Here is a 19,112-nt window from a genome sequence, read left to right on the forward strand (position 1 = left end):
TGTTAGTGGGCAGCCGTGCCGACCCGTGAAGCTTCAATCAAAATTTCTGTTACGAATTTGGAAGCATTCCGGGTGGTCCAGTAATCAGTTATGTACCGCTCGTATGACTCTTCTCCGAGTATATATCCGTTGTGGCCCGCCCACCTGCAAATCTTTTGATAAGTTTTGTGAATTTCTTCATGCGGGCCTATGTGATAGCAAGACACCATCATGCAGCCGCCAAATTTGAATTGGTTTTCTTCGTTGCATGGCATCAAAGTCTTTTGCAATATTTTAACAGGCTGGTTTCTGTTCTCTACTCTGTCGTTTAAAGAGGAGAAATTAATAATAACCGGTCCGGTTATTTCATTTTCAAGATTTTCAACATGCTGCGTAAACTCAAGGTTGATAATTGATGATTTAATATCATTATCAAATTCTTGATCCAGAAAAATGAGATTTGAAGGATCAACATATTTAACAGAAACTTCTTTGATATTGTTGTCTATCACCATTTCCGCTTCTAAAATCAGCGTATACCAGTCCCGTACAGAGACGTGTTTTCTGCGAAGTTTTTCCTGATCTTTTTCTAGCTCGTTAATTTTAGAAACAAAAGAATTTTGGAGAGATTTGAAGACATTGGATCCACTTCCTTCGATGAATTCTTTCATTTCATCAAGAGTAAATCCCATTTGTTTGTAATATTTAATGACAGGAACGGCTAACAGCGCATCGAGAGTATAGTATCTGTAGTTGTTGTAGTCGTGGCGGTGAGAGGGAATGAGATTTATCGTATCATAATAGCGAAGAGCTTTTTTCGATATGTTACATATCTTGCTCATGTCTCCTATGAAATACCTATTTTTAGTTTTCATAGTTTTCCTCCTGTAGCTTTTTTAGTCTGTCATTTAAATATGTTGTTAAAGTTCATATAAAAATGGGGAGCGTTTTACCGTGGTGAAACGCTCCCCTTATATCTACGAGAATTTTTTAGGTCAATCCTTGATATAGCGATTGATCGTTGCGGCCCCTTCTTCGTGGGCGCGGTAGTAAACCCGGAGTTCTTCGTTGGAATCAAGGTCAAATCTAGATTCTTCAAGAAGGCCGTTGGCTTCAGCTGTCATCAAGGCATTTATTATAGAATGTTTTTTGAATGCTTTGAAGTGGCCGTACTGATCTTTTAACGCATCCATTACGCAGTCCGCGCAAGCTTCGTCAGTTTTAGTAACAAATTTTAATATAGCGTAGTTTAAGGGGTTCATGCTATCTCCTGATCATTTTTTTTGAACAAATCCATGGGGTTCATTGATATGATAAAGATACCGATAACCATTGTTATGGCTGCTATCCATGCGATAGGAGGCATAGCCCATCCTTCGTATCCAAAACAAACACCAAGAACTATCCAGCAGCAAAATGGTCCCCAGAATGAAAAGGTTCCGTTGCAAGACATTCCAAGAGCTGCTCCGCACATAGCGTTGCCTTTATACCAGTACATGAAGGTCAGGTACGCACTAAGGCCGGCAATAACAAACCAAATAATGGAGCTGTCGGTGAAGGACTGTGCAACCATGCTGAATGCATCAACATGCGCGATCATGCTGAACAAAGGTACTAAAATAAGAAGATTTGAAAGACCGGCGGTGACCTGACGGATAGTAATACCGATTTCAGGGTCGATCATTGAGGTTCCATAACCGCATATACATCCTTCAATTCCCCAGCAAACTGCTGCAAGGAAGCCAAAGAAGAGACCTAACAGAAGGTTGTCAGGAACATTATCGCCGATTCCTGTACTACCGATCATGAAGCTGGCTCCGAAACAAATGGCGATACCGAGAAGCATACGGGAGTTCAGTTCTTGTTTAAACAGGATTCTTCCCAGAATAGCTCCAACTGCCGGACAAAGAGCAGCGATAGGAACTACAATGGAGCCTGCGAGCTGGAGGCCGACGACATATGCAGTACTTGCAAGCGGTCCGCCGATAATAGCTGCGATAACCATTGCTAGGCCGGGTTTAGTTTTTATGCATCTTAGAAAATCGCCGAATCTTCCTCTGAAGTTCGCAATGCCTACAGCCCAGACTGCGCTGCATGTATCAGTTGTAGCTGCTCCGAGTGCGCTTAGCAGATACATAACTCCAAAAGCAGATAAGCCGGAATTTGCTCCGTACCATTCAACCCAAACGCCCTTGGACATACCAAGAGTCATGAATGCAGTATAAAATCCGTATAGAAGTCCTGAAAGCAGGGCTGTAATAATCCCCTGCCTTCGAAAGCTTGTTGCAAGCTTTCGTTTCGCAGTCACTGCTGCCGGGTTTAGTGCAATTGAAGCGTGCCCCATGGTCGTCTCCTTCAAACATTAAAAGATGAATATGAAAAATATTTCCTCACATAAGTCCGTATCCACTTCCGTTATGCGGATACAAACTACTCCTCTTTATATTTATACCCTTCCCCTTAAGGGGAAGGTCAATGCTGTTATTCGAATTTGGCTTGGAACTGGCTAGTTTGTGAATAATTAATTAGCCGTTTTTATTCATTTTAGTCTTAAATATCATAATGTTATATAAACTAATAAGTGTTAAAGATTTCACAAATGTCTCGTTTTTATCCGGCCGGACAGAACCATATCTTGTTAATAAAAGTCTTAAGTCAAAGCTGTTGTTGCTGTTTTAAAACAGTTAAAAATGAAGAAAAGTTTGTATATAAATAGTATTTAATTACAGGAGTTTATAGAATAATGGTCATTCATGTTTTTCTCCGAAAAGAAGATTGTTTGTCGTAAAATTTGATACTTCCCTTCCAGCAAATCGGTGTGTTTCCATAGTAATTATCCTAATTTTGGTCAAATAAATGCCTTTTTTGTAATTATCTTGAACAAAAATGTAACATTTTAATCTCTTAACAACTAAAATAAAAAATTTCGAAAAGTGTGTTGACCTTCCCCTTGGGGGGAGGGGGTAGGCTTAAAGTCGGAGATAAAAGAGAACTTGAGTTCAGGAGTTCTTAATCCGCTCGGCAGAAGTTGCAGTTATGAACTGAAGAATCAGCTCAAATGGAGATCACATGAGATATTACGGCGAAGAGGCTTTGGGCCTTATTGAAACTCTTGGAATGGTTCCGGCAATAAACGGCGCAGACCAAATGCTGAAAACAGCAGATGTAGAGCTTATTTCATACGAAAACGTAGGGTCTACCCTTGTTGCCGTTATGGTTAAAGGAGATGTCGCTGCCGTTAAAGCTGCGGTTGAAGCCGGAGCTGTTGCAGCAGCTGAAATAGGCAAACTGACCGCACAGAACGTTATGGCTCGTCCAATCCGCGGAGTCGGCGAAATCGTTTCCGTGCATGCTGTTGAAAGCAGTGATGATGCAGATGCGCAAGCTGGCAGACCAAAAGCAATGGGGCTCATTGAAACCTTCGGTATTGTCTATGTTCTTGAAGCTGCCGACGCCATGATGAAGGCTGCTGATGTAGAACTCATCGGATATGAAAACGTAGCTTCAGGATACATTTCAGTTTTGGTTCAAGGTGATGTTGCAGCATGTAAATCCGCTGTAGAAGCCGGAGTCAAAGCAGTCCATGAAATGGGCGTTGAAGTGTACAGCTCTGTTGTTATCCCGACCCCTCATCCTGATTTAGTAAAAATTACTGAAAGATACGCACTCAGCACTTTGCTTGCTTAATTCCGCTGTGACTTTGTGGAATGTGTGGGAACGAAGTGATTGTTTATACACATGCTAGAGGGGGGATATAATGATTGTTGACAGTGATTTACTTTCCATTCAGCAAGCCAGAATTCTTGCGGAGAATGGGCATGAAGCGCAAAAGAAGCTGGCCTCTTTCCCACAGGAAAAGCTGGATGAAATTGTCGAGAGCATGGCTGACGCTGTTGAAAAACATGCTAAAGACCTTGCCGTCATGTCTCAGGAAGAAACTGACATCGGTAAATGGCAGGATAAATATGTCAAAAATCATTTTGTCTGTGAGCAAGTCCGTACCCAGCTAAGATCCATGCGTTGTGTGGGGGTTATTAATAAAGATCCGCAAAAGCACATTATGGATATAGGCGTTCCTGTCGGAGTCATTGCAGCCCTCTGTCCTGTAACAAGTCCTGTTTCCACAACTGTCTGCAACGCCCTGATTGCGATTAAATCAGGAAACGGAATAATCTTTTCCCCGCATCCCGGAGCCGTAAAAAGCATCAGCATGGTTTTAGACATCATGATTGAGGCTGCGCAGGCTCACGGTCTGCCGGAGGGATGTCTCTCCTATCTTGGAACCGTTACCAAAAGCGGAACCAAAGAACTCATGAACCATAGACTCACTTCTCTGGTTCTTGTCACCGGAGTTCCGGGAATGCTTCAAACCGCTCATTGCTCAGGAAAGCCCGTTATTTATGGTGGAACAGGTAATGGTCCTGCTTTTATTGAGCGTTCTGCAAACATAAGTCAGGCCGTCAAAGACATCATTTCCAGTAAAACATTTGATAACGGCATTGCTCCGTCAGCGGAACAGTCCATTGTTGTTGACTCCTGCATCGCAAGCGACGTCAAACGTGTTTTATATGATAACGGTGCTTATTTCATGTCGGATGAAGAGTCGCAAACTCTTGCCGAACTTTTCTTCCGCCCTGACGGTCAACGTAAAAAGGGAATGATCGGTCAGTCCGCCGCGGTTATCGCCCGCAGAGCCGGATTTAATGTACCGGAAAATGTATCTGTGCTTGTCGCAGAACGTAAGTACGTTTCCGAGACAGACCCTTATTACAAAGAATTTCTTTCCCCCGTTCTTGCTCTTTATGTGGAGGATGACTGGATGCATGCCTGTGAAAAGTGCATCGAGCTGCTGCTCCACGAGAGAAACGCCCACACCTTGGTAATTCACTCCGGTGACGAAGAAGTAATCCGCCAGTTTGCTTTGAAAAAGCCGGTTGGAAGATTGCTGGTCAATACTCCGGGTACTTTCGGTGGAATGGGCTTAACCACAAATCTCTTCCCCTCAATGACTCTCGGTAGCGGTTCCGCCGGACGCGGCATCACGTCTGACAATGTGTCGCCGCTTAATCTTATCTACACCCGAAGGGTTGGATACGGAGTCAGGCACATGAACGGACCGGAAGACGTAATTAATAATAGTGAAAATCATTGCCCGGCAGCGGTTGAGCACAAAGAAAGCAATGATTCTAATCTGGAGCAGGCATTACAGCTGCTCCTGAAAAAGGCGATTGAAGCAATAAATGATCCTGCGGATCGTTAATGAATAATATCTCTTAAATGGAGGAAGCAAAATGGATCTTCAAAGTTTTTCAAATAAGTTAGCAGAGGTTACTAAGAATCTGTCTCCTGAGGAGAGAGCTTCGTTAAAGAAGATTTTTGAGGGCGTATCCGCAGAGATTTTACATAGTAAAGATGCGGACACTCATGCTGTAGCTCATGGTGTTGCTCATGCTCACGACACTTGCGGTATTCCTGACGGACCCACTGACCGTCATGTCAAACTCAAAGAAAAATTTCTACAGCACGTTCCTAGCGTAACTGTTCATCGTGCTCGCGCCATCACCAAGATGGCTAAAGAAAATCCCGGAATGCCTAAAGCTCTTTTACGCGGTAAGTGCTTCCGTTACTGCTGCGAAACAGCTCCTCTGGTTATTCTGGATGGCGAGCTTATCGTCGGTGCTCCTAACGGTGCTCCTCGCGCAGGTGCATTTTCACCTGACATCGCATGGCGCTGGATGAAAGACGAAATCGACACTATCGGAACACGTCCTCAGGATCCTTTTTATGTTTCTGACGAAGATAAAAAGATCATGTTGGAAGAACTCTTTCCTTTCTGGGAAAGCAAGTCCGTTGATGAACATTGCGAAGGTCAGTACCGCGAAGCAGGACTCTGGGAACTTTCCGGCGAATCCTTTGTTTCCGACTGCTCCTACCATGCTGTGAACGGCGGCGGTGACTCCAACCCCGGTTATGACGTAATTCTTATGAAGAAAGGGATGCTGGACATCCAGAGCGAAGCGCGCGCTCATCTTGAAGAACTGGATTACGAAAACCCCGATGATATCGATAAAATTTATTTCTATAAATCAGTAATCGAAACAGCTGAAGGCGTAATGATTTACGCTAAAAGAATGTCCGATTACGCCGCACAGCTTGCAGCTAAAGAAGCTGATCCGAAACGTAAAGCTGAACTTCTCAAGATTTCAGAAGTCAACGCACGTGTTCCTGCTCATAAGCCTAGCACTTTCTGGGAAGCTATTCAGGCAGTCTGGACCATTGAATCCCTGCTTGTAGTTGAAGAAAACCAAACAGGTATGTCTATCGGACGTGTTGACCAGTATATGTATCCTTTCTTCAAGGCTGACCTTGAAGCCGGACGTATGACTGAATACGAAGCTTTTGATCTTGCCGGATGTATGCTGATCAAAATGTCTGAAATGATGTGGATCACCAGCGAAGGCGGCTCTAAATTCTTCGCAGGATACCAGCCTTTTGTAAATATGTGCGTTGGCGGCGTAACCCGTGAAGGTCTTGATGCAACTAACGATCTGACTTACCTGCTCATGGACGCAGTTCGTCATGTCCGCATTTATCAGCCTTCCCTTGCAACTCGTGTTCATAACAAATCACCTCAGAAATACCTGAAAAAGATTGTTGATGTTATCCGTTCAGGAATGGGTTTCCCTGCTGTTCACTTTGATGATGCCCATATTAAAATGATGCTGGCTAAAGGCGTAAGCATTGAAGATGCTCGCGACTATTGCCTCATGGGATGCGTTGAACCTCAGAAATCAGGTCGTCTGTATCAGTGGACATCAACCGCATATACCCAGTGGCCTATCTGCATTGAGCTTGTTCTCAATCAGGGTGTTCCGCTTTGGTACGGTAAGAAAGTCTGCCCTGATATGGGACCGATCAACTCTTTCGATACTTATGAAAAATTCGAAGCAGCTGTAAAAGAACAAATCAAGTACATTACCAAATGGTCAAGCGTTGCAACTGTTATTTCGCAGCGAGTTCACAGAGATCAGGCTCCAAAACCTCTCATGTCCCTCATGTATGAAGGTTGTATGGAAAAAGGTAAGGACGTTTCCGCCGGCGGCGCAATGTACAACTTCGGTCCAGGTGTTGTCTGGTCCGGTCTGGCTACTTACGTTGACTCCATGGCTGCTATTAAGAAGCTTGTATTTGAAGATCATAAGTACACATTGTCCCAGCTTAACGAAGCTTTGAAAGTCGACTTCGTAGGGTTTGAACAGATTAAGGCTGACTGCCTTGCTGCTCCTAAATACGGTAACGATGATGATTATGTAGATCTTATTGCTGCGGATCTGGTTCATTTCACTGAAACTGAACACCGCAAATTCAAGACTCTGTATTCTGTACTGAGCCACGGAACACTTTCTATTTCTAATAACACTCCATTCGGACAGCTGCTCGGCGCTTCCGCTAACGGTCGTCGTGCATGGATGCCTCTTTCCGACGGTATCAGTCCGACTCAGGGTGCTGACTACAAAGGACCTACCGCAATCATCAAGTCCGTTTCCAAGATGGCAAACGACAGCATGAACATCGGTATGGTTCACAACTTCAAGCTTATGTCCGGCCTGCTCGATACCCCTGAAGGGGAAACCGGCATCATCACTCTCATGCGCACAGCCTGCATGCTGGGCAATGGTGAAATGCAGTTCAACTATCTTGATAACGATACTCTGCTGGATGCTCAGAAACACCCTGAAAATTATCGTGATCTCGTTGTCCGCGTAGCTGGATACAGCGCGTTCTTTGTTGAGCTTTGCAAAGATGTACAGGACGAAATCATCAGCAGAACCATGCTGCTTGAACTGTAATTGAATTGTAGTCGGCCCGGGATTTTAGAGCCTTAAACAATAGAGTGATCACCGTGATTGAAAGAAAAGCACATATATTCAACGTACAGAAATACAACATGTACGACGGACCCGGAGTGAGAACTCTGGTGTTCTTTAAAGGGTGTCCTCTTCGTTGTGAGTGGTGCTCAAATCCCGAAGGACAACTTCGTAAATTCCAAGTTCTATTTAAAAAAGACCTCTGCGTTCATTGTGGTGCATGCGAGCCCGTCTGCCCGGTGGGAATCCATAAATTCTCACCGGGGGCTCGCCGCCACGAAATAGATCAGAATATTGAATGTATCGGATGCCGGAAATGTGAACAAGTCTGCCCTCATTCGGCTCTGGCTGTGGTCGGAGAAGTAAAAACTATATCAGAACTGATGGATATAGTGGAAGAGGATAGACCTTTTTATGAAATGTCAGGCGGCGGCGTCACCTTAGGCGGCGGGGAAGTCCTTATGCAGCCTGAAGCCGCGACTAATCTGTTAATGGCCTGCAAACAGAGAAACATTAACACCGCAATGGAAACTTGCGGGTATGCGCGCCTTGAAGTTGTGCAGAAAGTTGCGGAATTCACGGACCTTTTTCTCTTTGATGTGAAGCATATGAATTCCGAAAGACACCGTGAGATCACAGGCGTTCGCAATGAGATGATCCTAAGCAATCTGACATGGCTTCTTGATAACAAGTACAACGTAAAAATCAGGATGCCGCTCTTAAAAGGCGTAAATGACGGCGAGCAGGAAATTCTTGATCTGATCAAATTGTTGAAACCTTATCAGGATTTTAAAAATTTCAAAGGCGTGGACCTTCTGCCGTATCACAAACTCGGGGTGAACAAGTACAGCCAGCTTGGTTGGGAGTACCCGATTGAAGGTGACCCGAAGCTTAGCGATGCTGATCTTGAACGCATTGAGAACAGCATTAAAAAATATAATTTTCCGGTTTCAGTGATCAGGCACTAACAGGAACATGCGATACGCATTTTCAGTAATTGAGGAGAACACATTATGGCGGCACTAGGATTTATTGAAACAAAGGGACTGCTTGCAGCGGTTGAAGGCGCAGATGCCATGCTTAAAGCTGCAGATGTACACCTTCTTGAAAAAAATCTCGTGGGTGGCGGACTTGTCTCCATCACTATTGAAGGAGAAGTCTCCGCAGTAAAGGCATCCGTTGATGCTGCTGTTTCTGCTATAGGCCGTATTTGCGGATCAACACTTGTTTCGCAGCATGTCATTGCCCGTCCTGATGAGGAGCTTAAGCGGATTATTGCTACAAAGCCGGTTCAGGTTAATGCTCCGGAATTTAAAGAAGAAGCTAAAGTTGAACATGAAGAAGCTCCAGTTGAGGTTTCAGAACCTGCTGTCGAAATCAAGAAGGATTTAGATAAAGTTGAGAATTTATCTAGTAATATTCTAGATAAAATTTCTGAGCCATCTGTAAAAGCAGAACCTGTTCGCTATCAAATTTCAGATTTAGAAAAGATGAAAATCGGTAAGCTGCGGCAGATTGCTCGCACCATGAGTGATCTTTCTCTGACCAGAGAAGAGATTAAATCTTCCGCGAAGAAAGCACTGATTGAAGCAATTATTAAAGTTACAGGCAGATAAGGAGTATTCCAAATGGTAGACAAAGATTTATTGTCCGTTCAGGAAGCGCGTTCACTTGTTCGTGCCGCTAAAAAGGCACAGGCAGAACTTGCTTTACTCGATCAAGAACACATCGATTGCATTGTTAAGGCAATTTCCGAAGCAGCCAGATCTCAGGCTGAGTCTCTTGCAGCTCTTGCTGTTGAAGAAACAGGGTTCGGGAAAGTTCAGGACAAAACGGCTAAGAATATTCTTGCCAGTGAGCAGCTTTTCGAAGCTATCAAAGACATGAAAACCATTGGTGTTCTTAGCGAAGACAAAGTTAAAAAAATCACTGAAATTGCTGTTCCAGTAGGTGTTATTGCAGGGATTGTTCCTTCAACCAACCCTACATCTACAACTATTTATAAATCCATGATTTCCATCAAGTCAGGAAATGCGATTGTTTTCACTCCTCATCCCAGTGCTAAAAAATGCATCGGTAAGACTGTAGAAATAATCCGCGCCGCTTTGTCCAAATGCGGAGTCAGCGAAGATCTCGTCAGCGTTATGAGTATTCCTACCATTCAGGGTAGCGGTGAACTTATGAAAGTTGCAGATCTGATTCTTGCTACTGGCGGTCCCGGCATGGTTAAAGCTGCTTACAGCTCCGGTACTCCTGCTTTAGGTGTAGGTGCAGGTAACGTCCCAGCTTACATCGAAAGAAGTGCCAACGTTGAAGATGCTGTCAGAAAGATCTTTATGAGTAAGACTTTTGACAACGGAACTATCTGCGCATCCGAACAGTCTATTGTTACTGAATCAGTTATTGCTGATAAAGTCAGAGCTGCTGTTATTGCTGAGGGTGGTTACTTCCTTGAAGGCGAGTGTCTTGAAAAGGTTAAACGAGTCATGGAAAGAGGAAACGGTTCCATGAATCCTGATATCGTCGGACGTGACGCTGCTTACATCGCTAAAATTGCAGGCATAACAATTCCTCACGGAGTTACTGTTCTGCTTTCAGATGAAAAAGGAATCGGACCTAAATATCCTTTCTCCAAGGAAAAACTCACCGGTCTCCTCGGTTTCTACGTAGTTGAAGACTGGAAAGAAGCTTGCGAGACATGTCACGCGCTTTTGGAAAATGGCGGTATCGGTCATTCTCTCTCCATTCATTCACAAAATGAAGAAGTTATCCGTGAGTTCGGTATCAAGAAGCCTGTCTCCAGACTGCTTGTAAACACTCCGTCCACACAGGGTGCTGTAGGTCTTTCAACCTCGCTCTTCCCTTCATTCACACTTGGTTGCGGAACAGTCGGCGGAAGTGCCACTTCTGATAACGTAACCCCTTTGAATCTGATGAACGTCAGAAGAATAGCTTACGATCTTGGAACTACAACCAGCCATCACGCTCATGAAGCGGCTGGATCGTCCACCCTCGACGTCAGTGCAATCACCGCAATGATCGTCGAACAGCTTAAACAGATGGTTTAATTCCCTTATAAAAGGGAGTTTTGGCGGCATATTTAGCAGAAAATTGAACATTTAAAGGAGAATATCATGTCATCTAACGCACTTGGAATGATTGAAACTAAAGGACTCGTCGGCGCAATTGAAGCAGCTGATGCAATGGTTAAAGCAGCAAACGTAACTCTGGTCGGTAAGACTCAGGTTGGCGGCGGTCTGGTTACTGTAATGGTTCGCGGAGATGTTGGAGCTGTTAAAGCTGCAACTGACGCCGGTGCTGTTGCTGCTAAAAACGTAGGTGAACTTATCAGTGTTCACGTTATTCCTCGCCCTCATGATGAAGTTGAAATCATCCTTCCTAAAGCTGGAGAATAAGCAGCATTGCAAGTCGCAGGAAGATTTTTTGTGAAAAGTCGACTCCTATGACTTTCAAAAGTGGAGGAGGGAAGGATTCTTCCTTCCCTCCACTGCCCGCTGAGTAAGGTTTGCGAAGAATAGAACAGTACCGTGCAGAAGCAAGATACTTGAAAGAAACATCATTCAATATTTTTAAGTGAAGTGAATATGAACGAGAAAGCTATTAACGACATTTTGGAAGAGGTCGTCAGGAACGTCATTGACCAGCTTGGTGGCAAGACACCGAATGCTTCTGCGTGTGAGAAAACAAGTGATGTTATTCCGGTTGAGCTGTCTGGAAGACATGTTCATTTAAGTGAAGATGACGCCAAAGCTCTATTCGGCGGTCCTTTGACTCTCACTAGGGAGCTTTCCCAGCCGGGACAGTTTCTGTGTAAAGAGCGTGTTCGTCTTATCGGACCTAAAGGCGTTATGGATAACGTGGCTGTGCTTGGACCATCACGTTCCCATTCACAGGTGGAAATTTCTAAAACCGATGCCCGCATTCTCGGGATCAATGCCCCCGTGCGCCAGTCAGGTGACGTTGCCGGTACGCCCGGTATCATTCTGGCTTCCGAGATGAATATCGTCGGACTTGAAGAAGGCGTAATCGTCGCTGCCCGTCACATTCATATGTCTCCTGAAGATGCCAAAAAAATGTGTGTCTCCGACAATGAAAAGGTCAGTGTCCGCCTTGAAAGCGAACGTCCTGTTATTCTTGAAGATGTTGTAGTGCGCGTTAATGATGCATTCAATCTGAGCATGCATATTGATCCTGATGAAGGAAACAGTGCAGGCTGGGACAAAAGTGTTTCCGGTAAAATCCTTTCTAAGGGATGGCGGAGCTAACAATGGACTTTTCAGTCATTGATCAAAAAATTTGTGCTCTTGAAGACTGCATTGAGAACACCGTTCCGGTAAGTGCCGATGAGAAACTCTTTGTGGGGGTTGACCTTGGTACAGCCTACATTGTGGTGGTTGTTCTGAACAGTAAGAAAGAGCCTGTGGCCTGTGCCATGGAATTTGCTCAAGTGATCAAAGACGGTCTGGTTGTTGATTATACGGGAGCTACCCGTATTGTCCGTAAGCTTGTGAAACAGATTGAAGAGCGTCTCGGACGCACTTTGACCCACGCCGCTATCGCTGTCCCGCCCGGAACCGGGGAGAAAGATTGCGGAACTCACCGCTATGTTGTGGAAGGTGCGGGGCTCGAAGTTACCACGATTCTTGATGAGCCGACTGCTGCTAATGCTGTTCTCGGCATTGTGAACGGGGTTATTGTTGATATCGGCGGCGGTACTACCGGACTTTCTGTTCTTGAAGACAGCAAAGTAACTTATGTTGCCGACGAGGCTACCGGCGGAACTCATCTGACGCTGGTTCTTGCCGGAAATTATAAGATCAGTTTTGAGGAAGCGGAAGAATTGAAGAAGCAGAAAGACCGTCAGGCAGAAACGCTTGCTGTTGTTTTTCCGGTAATTCAAAAAATGGCTTCCATCGTCAGCAATCATATCGCAGGTCGCGAAATTTCAGCGATTTATCTGGTCGGCGGAACCTGCTGCCTTAAAAATATGGAGCAGGTGATGGAAAAGTCTATCGGCAAACCTGTTTTCAAGCCGGCGAATCCTTTTTTGGTAACCCCGCTGGGCATAGCCCTGAACTGCGAAGCCTAGGAGAACCTCATGGATATGAATGAACTGGTCCGCTCCATTACCGAAGAAGTTTTAAAGCAGCTTCGTAAAGATGAAAAGAAGGATTGCGTCATGGTTTTAGCAGAAAGGGATAAATCTCTATCTCAGAAAATTCATGGCTGTCTGGCAGATGATTTTGAGCTTATTTTTTTCGGAGAAGATACTCAAAATAAAAAAATCTGTCGCTATATCCTCCCTTCTCTCTGTTGCAGCACCATGGCTGATTTAGCTCTGGGCAGGTGCTCCGGACCTGTCATGTCGGAAGTTTTGAGACTCCTTCTTAACGGCATTGAAGTAGAGGTTCTGAAGTTCGGATATAGAGATTTCAGCGAAACAGCAGCGGCTCCTCTGTTTAATCTTTATGAAGGCTACCGGGAAACTCTGGCAGGATTCGGTCTTAAAGAATTTCAGCCTAAGATGCCGGATACGATCAGATTCAGAGACACTCTTGTGACAGAAAAAGCGGTTACTGATGCTCATGAGCAGAAGGCTTCTATTCTCATGGTGCCTGTAACAGCTCAGATTACCCCTTTGGCAGCAGAAGTTGCTCAGGAACTGAAAATCAACATTCAGAAGTGTTTGTGAGGATTATGAGCTTATGATGATCTGCAAAGTTATCGGCAATGTCTGGGCTACCCGTAAAGAAGACACTTTGAGCGGACTGAAATTGATGGTCGTTCAACGGCTGGACGTCGCTAATAAAAGCGGTGAAGAAATTTTTGTCGCCGTTGATTGCGTTGGCGCAGGTATCGGAGACGAAGTGCTGGTTACAACCGGCAGTTCTGCGCGCAAGGCTCTCGATAATCAGGAAGCTCCTGTGGACGCATCTATTGTGGGCATCATTGACGAAGTGCAGGCCCAAATAAGCGAAATTTCTTCAGACGCTGTAAGCGGTCAGGATAAGGACTAAATTATGGATACGCTGGGTATTGTGGAGAGCAAAACCATCGCCGCCGGAGTGGAACTGGCGGATATGATGATGAAAGTAGCGGATGTTGAACTCGTTCGCGCCTCCACGATCTGTTCAGGTCGATACATGATTTATGTCTCCGGTGACCGTGAAGCTGTTGCAACCAGTGTACTTGCTGCTCAGGAATCGGGTCGCCCGCTTTCAGGTAGTTTTGTTATTTCGCAAATTTCTCCTCAGGTGATGGAAGTGCTTCGAAAAGACGCTGTCATTGATGAAGTGAATGCGCTGGGTGTTATTGAATGCCGCAATGTTTCTTCCGGAGTGATGGCGGCTGACAGTGCCGTTAAAAGATCAGCTGTTCAGCTTGCGCGCCTTGTTTCCGGTCAGGGCATAAACGGTAAATCATATTTCGTAATGAGCGGAGATGTCGCTTCTGTTGAAGAAGCTGCAGATGCTGCAAAGGAAGTTTTAGGTAAAAATCTTGTTGAGGCGGTTGTTATCCCCAGACCACACGCCTCGGTTGTAAGAGCTCTTATAAAAGGGGTGAGGTAAAACATGAAAAAAATACTTGTTGAAGTGGGCAACCTCGAGTCCTTCATTTGTCAGGACAGTGCCAAGATCTATGTTGATAACAGCATGATCTTGACTCCCGGCGCAAAGGACGAGCTCAGCAAAAGAAAAATTGAAATTGTTCGCGGTTCAAAGCCGGATACAACCGTCTGTGAAGCCGCAGAGCACGGAACAGAAGGTTTTGAAAGATTTGTTCTGACTATCGCAGTTATGCTGAAAGAGCAGTTCGGAATTAATGACCCGGAACAGTTGCAGATTCTTAGCTATCAAGTTGCTAAGACCGTGAAAGAAAACATTTAAGTATATTAAGTTATAAGGAGGATACCATGATGAACGCACTTGGAATGGTTGAAACAAAAGGTTTGGTTGGAGCTGTTGAAGCTGCTGATGCTATGGTTAAAGCTGCTAATGTTAAACTTGTCGGCCGTGAACAGGTCGGTGGTGGATTGGTAACAGTTATGGTTCGCGGTGATGTAGGCGCAGTAAAAGCTGCAACAGACGCTGGTGCTGCCGCTGCTGCTAAAGTCGGCGAATTACTGAGTGTTCATGTAATTCCTCGTCCTCATAGCGAAGTTGAGCTGATTCTGCCTAAATGCAACTGCAAATAGAGATAGATACTGTGCGGGACACAGGCTGCGCAATGTGCCTGTGTCCTTTTTTTTCAAGTATTCAAACACACAGTTAAACAGTAACAAAATTAAATAAATTTTAAGTATATTGGATTAATTGGAGATTTAGGTGACACAATTCTACGGTAAGACAAAAATCTGCTATGGCGAAGACGCGCTGGAGACACTTGAACATTTGCCGGCAACGCATGCTTTCCTTGTTACTGATGCTTTTATGGTGAAAACCGGATTTGCAGACAGGGTTAAAAGTCATCTTGATCGTAATAACATCCCTTGCACTGTTTTCGATGCAGTTGAGTCAGATCCTTCTCTGGAAACGGTAACTGAAGGCGCGAAACTTTTTCTCCAGAAAAAAGCTGATCTTATTATCGCTCTCGGCGGCGGCTCTCCTATTGATGCAGCCAAGGCAATAGCCTTCTTTGCTCACAAAGCTAACGAAGGAAAGCCTAAACCGTTGCTTGTCGCTATTCCGACTACCAGTGGAACCGGTGCTGAAGTTACGGGCATTGCGGTTGTAACTGACAAGATTAATGAGATTAAAATACCTCTTTCCGATGAACTGCTGATTCCTGATATGGCTATTCTGGATGCCCGTTTTACCCGTTCACTTCCACCGCACGTTACAGGTGCTACAGGTATGGACGTTCTGACACACGCTATTGAAGCTTATACATCCAGACATGCCAACGCTTTTACTTCTATCTATGCGAAATATGCTATCCGCTATGTATTCAAATATCTTTTGAGGGCATATCGCAACGGCGATGATATGGAAGCCAGAGAAATGATGCTCCTCGGTTCATGTATGGCAGGTATGGCTTTTAATAACAGCGGGCTTGGACTCACTCACAGTATTGCGCACAGCCTCGGCGGTATTTTCCATGTACCGCACGGTCTGGCTAATGCCGTGGTGCTTCCCTATATTATTCGGTTCAACAGCTTTGATGTAGGCATCAGGTATCAGGAAATAGCGCAAATGCTGGGATTACCTGCTGTAACAGTTGAAGAAGGAACAACCAGTCTTATTCAGGCGGTCAGAGATCTTAATGAAGCTATGAATATTCCGAATAAGATCGGATCACTTAAGATCGATGAAAATGTTTTCAATCGCAGCATGGATACAATTGCAAAGAATGTGCTTGTAGACATCTGCACGGAAGGCAACCCGAGAAGGCCTTCTCACGATGATGTTTTGGAGATTTTGAAGAAGGCTTGGTAAGTTTTTATTTGAATTCAGCAGCCGATTTCTATGATCAGTAAGGTCATGTGAAAGGGGAAAGCAATGAGTGGACAAGTTGAGAATATGATAAGGGAAGCAGGTGTGGTTGGAGCCGGAGGAGCCGGACTGCCCACACATGTAAAGGCAAATGCCACTGTGGATACCGTGCTGGTGAACGGGGCTTCATGTGAACCTCTGCTCATGAGCGATCCGCATCTTTTAGAAGCTGAGATTGATACTGTCATCCGCGGCCTGGAAGCTATTCTTGACTGTACAGGGGCCACCAAGGGTATCGTCTGTCTGAAAGGGAAACACAAGAAAGCCATGGATTCCGTTCGCGAAGCTGTTGCACGGAATTCAAGCGGGCGGCTTGAGTATTTTGAGCTGCGTGATTTCTATCCGGCAGGTGATGAGCATGTACTGGTTAAAGAAGTTCTAGGCAGAACTGTTCCTGAACGCGGCATTCCTCTTCAGGTCGGCGCAGTGGTCAGCAATGTGGAATCTCTTTTAAATGTGGCGTATGCCATGGACGGAATTCCAGTAACTCATCGCTACCTGACCGTGACTGGCGAGATTAAAAATTCCATGGTGGTAAAAGTTCCCGTAGGAACTTTAGTTTCCGACGTACTTGCTTTTGCCGGCGGCGCAACAATTTCTGATTTTAAAGTAGTTGACGGCGGTCCGATGATGGGCCGTATTCTTTCCGACGTTTCGCGCCCTGTCACCAAGACTACCAGCGGGCTTATTGTTCTTCCACCTGATCATACCGTCGTTGCCGGAAAAATCATGGACCCTGAAAGAATCCGCAGAATCACCAATACCGTCTGTTGCCAGTGTTCACGTTGTACGGATCTTTGCCCCAGAAATTTATTAGGTCATTCTCTTCATCCTCATAAGTTAATGAGAGTTCTGCATTCTCAGATACTTGATACTGAAATAGCCCGTGAAGCTCTGCTTTGCTCCGAGTGCGGTGTCTGTGAAAAGTTTGCCTGTCCGATGATGGTTTCACCCAGAGAAGTTAATGCTCAGATTAAGAAAGTTCTGATGCAGGCCGGAGTTCGCTGGGAAAGTTCAGACAAACAGCTTGAAAGCAATCCGTTCAGAGACAGCAGAGCCGTTCCAACCGCGCGCCTTATTCAGCGACTTAATGTAGCAAAGTATGACACCCATCCGGCTTTTGCAGGAGAAATGTTTTCTTCCATGGTGACAATTCCTCTTGGTCAGCACATCGGAGCTCCGGCAACCTGTGTTGTTTCCGTAGGAGACAGACTGCACAAAGGAGACCTGATCGGGGAAATTCCTGAAGGTGCTATGGGTGCAAGAGTTCATGCCAGCATTGACGGTGTGGTTGAGTCCATTGCTGACGCAATGATAACTATCAAGGATGCATAAGGGAGATAGATAATGGAGTTACGTACAATAGGTTGTGTAGAACTTAATAGTATTGCTGTAGGTATGCACGCTGCAGATGAGATGCTCAAAGCTGCAAGTGTTGAGCTGGTTATGGCTCGCCCGACATGTCCAGGCAGATATATAGTAGTTGTTACCGGAGATACAGGAGCTGTTCAGAGTTCTGTGCAGGTCGGCTGTGAGATCGGTGCGGATATGGTTGTTGATTCATTCACTATTCCAAGCGTGCATAGAGATGTTATCCCGGCTCTCAGCGGGACATCTTCGCTCGTTAAGGTTAATGCTTTGGGCGTAATTGAAACTTGTACTGCTGCGTCCTGTATCCTTGCCGCTGATGCTGCGGCTAAAGCCGGACAGGTTCACTTAATTGAAATCCGTATGGCATCCGGCCTTGCAGGTAAGGCTTTTGTGGTTATGACAGGCGACGTAGGATCTGTTAAAGCCTCAGTTGATGCCGGAGTTCACGGTGTAGGTGACGGCGGTCCTGTTCTCAGCCATGTCGTAATTCCTTCGCCAAGTGAAGCTCTTAAAGCTCAATTATTTTAATGCATGATTCAAGCTGTTTTCGGTGCGGGCGATATAACCATCGCCCCTTTATTTTGAAGGAGCTAATATAATGATAATTTCCGACGAACCAAAGCAGCGGGTAATTCAAGAGTACGTCCCGGGCAAGCAGGTGACGCTTGCCCATGTGATCGCCAGTCCGCAAAAGAGCATCTACTTGAAGCTCGGGCTGGATAATGATTCCGGCGGAGCTATCGGCATAATGACGATCACCCCCAGCGAAGGTGTTATCATTGCGTCTGATGTTGCCACAAAAGCCGCTTCGGTAGAGATAGGATTTCTGGACAGGTTCGGCGGTTGTCTGCTTTTACTCGGAGATGTTGCCAGCGTGGAGGCCGCTCTCAGAGCTGTGCTCGATTTTTTTGAGAATGTTCTGCACTATTCATCAGTTGAGATGACACGGTCATAATGAAAAAGGTGATGCTCATCGGGGAAACCCGTGTGGGTAAAAGTACTCTTATTCAGTCTCTGTCAGGGGAAGACTATTCTTCTCACAGAGCAATGGCTGTGGAATATTGCGGTCCGTTTATTAATATTCCCGGTGAATTTCTGGAGAACAGCCGTTTTTATCATGTGCTGATCAGCACTTCGGTTGAGTGTGATATACTTGTCCTTATTCAGGATGCAACACGTTCAAGCAGCCTTTTCCCGCCTTTGTTTGCTTCCATGTTCAATCGAAAAATAATCGGTGTGATCACGAAAACAGACGTTCCTGACGCGAATGTTGAACGGGCTGAACGTCTGCTGCGCAATGCCGGAGTCAAAGAAGTTGTTGCCGTAAGCTCCGAAACCGGAGCAGGACTTGATATTCTCCGTTCTATGCTGCTTTGAATTG

Annotated in this window: 22 protein-coding genes; 19 read left to right on the forward strand and 3 right to left on the reverse strand. The window is 45.2% G+C overall.

Annotated elements, in window-relative coordinates; genetic code table 11:
* Window positions 1-2: 2 nt before the first annotated feature.
* From B9N78_RS13685 to B9N78_RS13695, 3 genes are all read right to left on the reverse strand, one after another.
* Entirely contained in the window at window positions 3-854 is an 852-nt protein-coding gene (locus B9N78_RS13685) for a choline utilization transcriptional activator (protein WP_085103201.1), read from the reverse strand.
* Between the two features lie 120 nt (window positions 855-974).
* Window positions 975-1,241 (reverse strand): hypothetical protein, encoded by a 267-nt coding sequence (locus B9N78_RS13690; RefSeq protein ID WP_085103203.1) that lies wholly within the window; start codon window positions 1,239-1,241, stop codon window positions 975-977.
* Window positions 1,238-2,323 carry a hypothetical protein gene (locus B9N78_RS13695; protein WP_085103205.1) on the reverse strand — a complete coding sequence of 362 codons (1,086 nt, stop codon included), beginning with the start codon at window positions 2,321-2,323 and terminating at the stop codon, window positions 1,238-1,240. Before B9N78_RS13695 ends, B9N78_RS13690 begins: the two co-directional genes overlap by 4 nt.
* Before the next feature lie 725 nt (window positions 2,324-3,048).
* On the opposite strand from B9N78_RS13695, the gene B9N78_RS18570 reads away from it, so the two are divergent.
* The 19 genes from B9N78_RS18570 to B9N78_RS13790 all read left to right on the forward strand — a co-directional run bounded on the left by B9N78_RS18570 (window position 3,049) and on the right by B9N78_RS13790 (window position 19,108).
* Window positions 3,049-3,666: a BMC-T shell protein gene (locus tag B9N78_RS18570; RefSeq protein WP_085103207.1), complete on the forward strand. Its 618-nt coding sequence runs from the start codon at window positions 3,049-3,051 to the stop codon at window positions 3,664-3,666.
* A gap of 70 nt (window positions 3,667-3,736) precedes the next feature.
* The gene (locus B9N78_RS13705; RefSeq protein WP_085103209.1) at window positions 3,737-5,239 is read left to right on the forward strand and encodes an aldehyde dehydrogenase family protein; all 1,503 of its coding nucleotides are present in this window, start codon (window positions 3,737-3,739) and stop codon (window positions 5,237-5,239) included.
* Between the two features lie 31 nt (window positions 5,240-5,270).
* Entirely contained in the window at window positions 5,271-7,829 is a 2,559-nt protein-coding gene (gene cutC, locus B9N78_RS13710) for a choline trimethylamine-lyase (RefSeq protein WP_085103211.1), read from the forward strand.
* A 53-nt stretch (window positions 7,830-7,882) separates the two neighbouring features.
* Window positions 7,883-8,815 carry a choline TMA-lyase-activating enzyme gene (cutD, locus tag B9N78_RS13715; protein WP_085103213.1) on the forward strand — a complete coding sequence of 311 codons (933 nt, stop codon included), beginning with the start codon at window positions 7,883-7,885 and terminating at the stop codon, window positions 8,813-8,815.
* Between the two features lie 45 nt (window positions 8,816-8,860).
* Window positions 8,861-9,463, forward strand: coding sequence for a BMC domain-containing protein (locus tag B9N78_RS18520; RefSeq protein WP_085103215.1), 603 nt, complete (start codon window positions 8,861-8,863; stop codon window positions 9,461-9,463).
* Between the two features lie 12 nt (window positions 9,464-9,475).
* Window positions 9,476-10,915 carry an acetaldehyde dehydrogenase (acetylating) gene (locus tag B9N78_RS13725; RefSeq protein ID WP_085103217.1) on the forward strand — a complete coding sequence of 480 codons (1,440 nt, stop codon included), beginning with the start codon at window positions 9,476-9,478 and terminating at the stop codon, window positions 10,913-10,915.
* Window positions 10,916-10,981: 66 nt separating this feature from the next.
* Entirely contained in the window at window positions 10,982-11,263 is a 282-nt protein-coding gene (locus tag B9N78_RS13730; RefSeq protein WP_212637025.1) for a BMC domain-containing protein, read from the forward strand.
* A 189-nt stretch (window positions 11,264-11,452) separates the two neighbouring features.
* Window positions 11,453-12,133 carry a phosphate propanoyltransferase gene (locus tag B9N78_RS13735; protein WP_085103221.1) on the forward strand — a complete coding sequence of 227 codons (681 nt, stop codon included), beginning with the start codon at window positions 11,453-11,455 and terminating at the stop codon, window positions 12,131-12,133.
* A 2-nt stretch (window positions 12,134-12,135) separates the two neighbouring features.
* Window positions 12,136-12,957 (forward strand): ethanolamine utilization protein EutJ, encoded by an 822-nt coding sequence (gene eutJ / locus B9N78_RS13740; RefSeq protein ID WP_085103223.1) that lies wholly within the window; start codon window positions 12,136-12,138, stop codon window positions 12,955-12,957.
* A 9-nt stretch (window positions 12,958-12,966) separates the two neighbouring features.
* Window positions 12,967-13,560 carry a hypothetical protein gene (locus tag B9N78_RS13745; protein ID WP_085103225.1) on the forward strand — a complete coding sequence of 198 codons (594 nt, stop codon included), beginning with the start codon at window positions 12,967-12,969 and terminating at the stop codon, window positions 13,558-13,560.
* A gap of 13 nt (window positions 13,561-13,573) precedes the next feature.
* Window positions 13,574-13,885, forward strand: coding sequence for a EutN/CcmL family microcompartment protein (locus B9N78_RS13750; RefSeq protein WP_085103227.1), 312 nt, complete (start codon window positions 13,574-13,576; stop codon window positions 13,883-13,885).
* Window positions 13,886-13,888: 3 nt separating this feature from the next.
* Entirely contained in the window at window positions 13,889-14,437 is a 549-nt protein-coding gene (locus B9N78_RS13755; RefSeq protein WP_085103229.1) for a BMC domain-containing protein, read from the forward strand.
* 3 nt (window positions 14,438-14,440) lie between these two features.
* On the forward strand, window positions 14,441-14,755 hold the full coding sequence (locus B9N78_RS13760) for a hypothetical protein (RefSeq protein ID WP_085103231.1): 315 nt from the start codon (window positions 14,441-14,443) through the stop codon (window positions 14,753-14,755).
* Window positions 14,756-14,781: 26 nt separating this feature from the next.
* The gene (gene eutM, locus B9N78_RS13765) at window positions 14,782-15,063 is read left to right on the forward strand and encodes an ethanolamine utilization microcompartment protein EutM (protein ID WP_085103233.1); all 282 of its coding nucleotides are present in this window, start codon (window positions 14,782-14,784) and stop codon (window positions 15,061-15,063) included.
* A 130-nt stretch (window positions 15,064-15,193) separates the two neighbouring features.
* Window positions 15,194-16,303, forward strand: coding sequence for a 1-propanol dehydrogenase PduQ (locus B9N78_RS13770; RefSeq protein ID WP_085103235.1), 1,110 nt, complete (start codon window positions 15,194-15,196; stop codon window positions 16,301-16,303).
* 63 nt (window positions 16,304-16,366) lie between these two features.
* Window positions 16,367-17,695 (forward strand): 4Fe-4S dicluster domain-containing protein, encoded by a 1,329-nt coding sequence (locus B9N78_RS13775; RefSeq protein WP_085103237.1) that lies wholly within the window; start codon window positions 16,367-16,369, stop codon window positions 17,693-17,695.
* Between the two features lie 12 nt (window positions 17,696-17,707).
* Window positions 17,708-18,259: a BMC domain-containing protein gene (locus B9N78_RS13780; protein WP_085103239.1), complete on the forward strand. Its 552-nt coding sequence runs from the start codon at window positions 17,708-17,710 to the stop codon at window positions 18,257-18,259.
* Window positions 18,260-18,329: 70 nt separating this feature from the next.
* Window positions 18,330-18,686, forward strand: coding sequence for a BMC domain-containing protein (locus B9N78_RS13785; RefSeq protein ID WP_085103241.1), 357 nt, complete (start codon window positions 18,330-18,332; stop codon window positions 18,684-18,686).
* 11 nt (window positions 18,687-18,697) lie between these two features.
* Window positions 18,698-19,108 (forward strand): EutP/PduV family microcompartment system protein, encoded by a 411-nt coding sequence (locus B9N78_RS13790; protein ID WP_281248188.1) that lies wholly within the window; start codon window positions 18,698-18,700, stop codon window positions 19,106-19,108.
* The last annotated feature ends 4 nt before the right edge of the window (window positions 19,109-19,112 follow it).

It is taken from the genome of Desulfovibrio gilichinskyi (assembly GCF_900177375.1).
GTDB classification, from domain to species: domain Bacteria; phylum Desulfobacterota; class Desulfovibrionia; order Desulfovibrionales; family Desulfovibrionaceae; genus Maridesulfovibrio; species Maridesulfovibrio gilichinskyi.

Coding starts and splice junctions, on each gene's coding strand:
- B9N78_RS13780 (WP_085103239.1), top strand. CDS start 17,708: ATGGAGTTACGTACAATAGGTTGTGTAGAACTTAATAGTATTGCTGTA.
- B9N78_RS13690 (WP_085103203.1), bottom strand. CDS start 1,241: ATGAACCCCTTAAACTACGCTATATTAAAATTTGTTACTAAAACTGAC.
- B9N78_RS13790 (WP_281248188.1), top strand. CDS start 18,698: ATGCTCATCGGGGAAACCCGTGTGGGTAAAAGTACTCTTATTCAGTCT.
- B9N78_RS13725 (WP_085103217.1), top strand. CDS start 9,476: ATGGTAGACAAAGATTTATTGTCCGTTCAGGAAGCGCGTTCACTTGTT.
- B9N78_RS13745 (WP_085103225.1), top strand. CDS start 12,967: ATGGATATGAATGAACTGGTCCGCTCCATTACCGAAGAAGTTTTAAAG.
- B9N78_RS13735 (WP_085103221.1), top strand. CDS start 11,453: ATGAACGAGAAAGCTATTAACGACATTTTGGAAGAGGTCGTCAGGAAC.
- B9N78_RS13750 (WP_085103227.1), top strand. CDS start 13,574: ATGATGATCTGCAAAGTTATCGGCAATGTCTGGGCTACCCGTAAAGAA.
- B9N78_RS18570 (WP_085103207.1), top strand. CDS start 3,049: ATGAGATATTACGGCGAAGAGGCTTTGGGCCTTATTGAAACTCTTGGA.
- cutC (WP_085103211.1), top strand. CDS start 5,271: ATGGATCTTCAAAGTTTTTCAAATAAGTTAGCAGAGGTTACTAAGAAT.
- B9N78_RS13775 (WP_085103237.1), top strand. CDS start 16,367: ATGAGTGGACAAGTTGAGAATATGATAAGGGAAGCAGGTGTGGTTGGA.
- B9N78_RS18520 (WP_085103215.1), top strand. CDS start 8,861: ATGGCGGCACTAGGATTTATTGAAACAAAGGGACTGCTTGCAGCGGTT.
- B9N78_RS13705 (WP_085103209.1), top strand. CDS start 3,737: ATGATTGTTGACAGTGATTTACTTTCCATTCAGCAAGCCAGAATTCTT.
- eutJ (WP_085103223.1), top strand. CDS start 12,136: ATGGACTTTTCAGTCATTGATCAAAAAATTTGTGCTCTTGAAGACTGC.
- B9N78_RS13785 (WP_085103241.1), top strand. CDS start 18,330: ATGATAATTTCCGACGAACCAAAGCAGCGGGTAATTCAAGAGTACGTC.
- eutM (WP_085103233.1), top strand. CDS start 14,782: ATGATGAACGCACTTGGAATGGTTGAAACAAAAGGTTTGGTTGGAGCT.
- B9N78_RS13760 (WP_085103231.1), top strand. CDS start 14,441: ATGAAAAAAATACTTGTTGAAGTGGGCAACCTCGAGTCCTTCATTTGT.
- B9N78_RS13730 (WP_212637025.1), top strand. CDS start 10,982: ATGTCATCTAACGCACTTGGAATGATTGAAACTAAAGGACTCGTCGGC.
- B9N78_RS13695 (WP_085103205.1), bottom strand. CDS start 2,323: ATGGGGCACGCTTCAATTGCACTAAACCCGGCAGCAGTGACTGCGAAA.
- B9N78_RS13685 (WP_085103201.1), bottom strand. CDS start 854: ATGAAAACTAAAAATAGGTATTTCATAGGAGACATGAGCAAGATATGT.
- B9N78_RS13755 (WP_085103229.1), top strand. CDS start 13,889: ATGGATACGCTGGGTATTGTGGAGAGCAAAACCATCGCCGCCGGAGTG.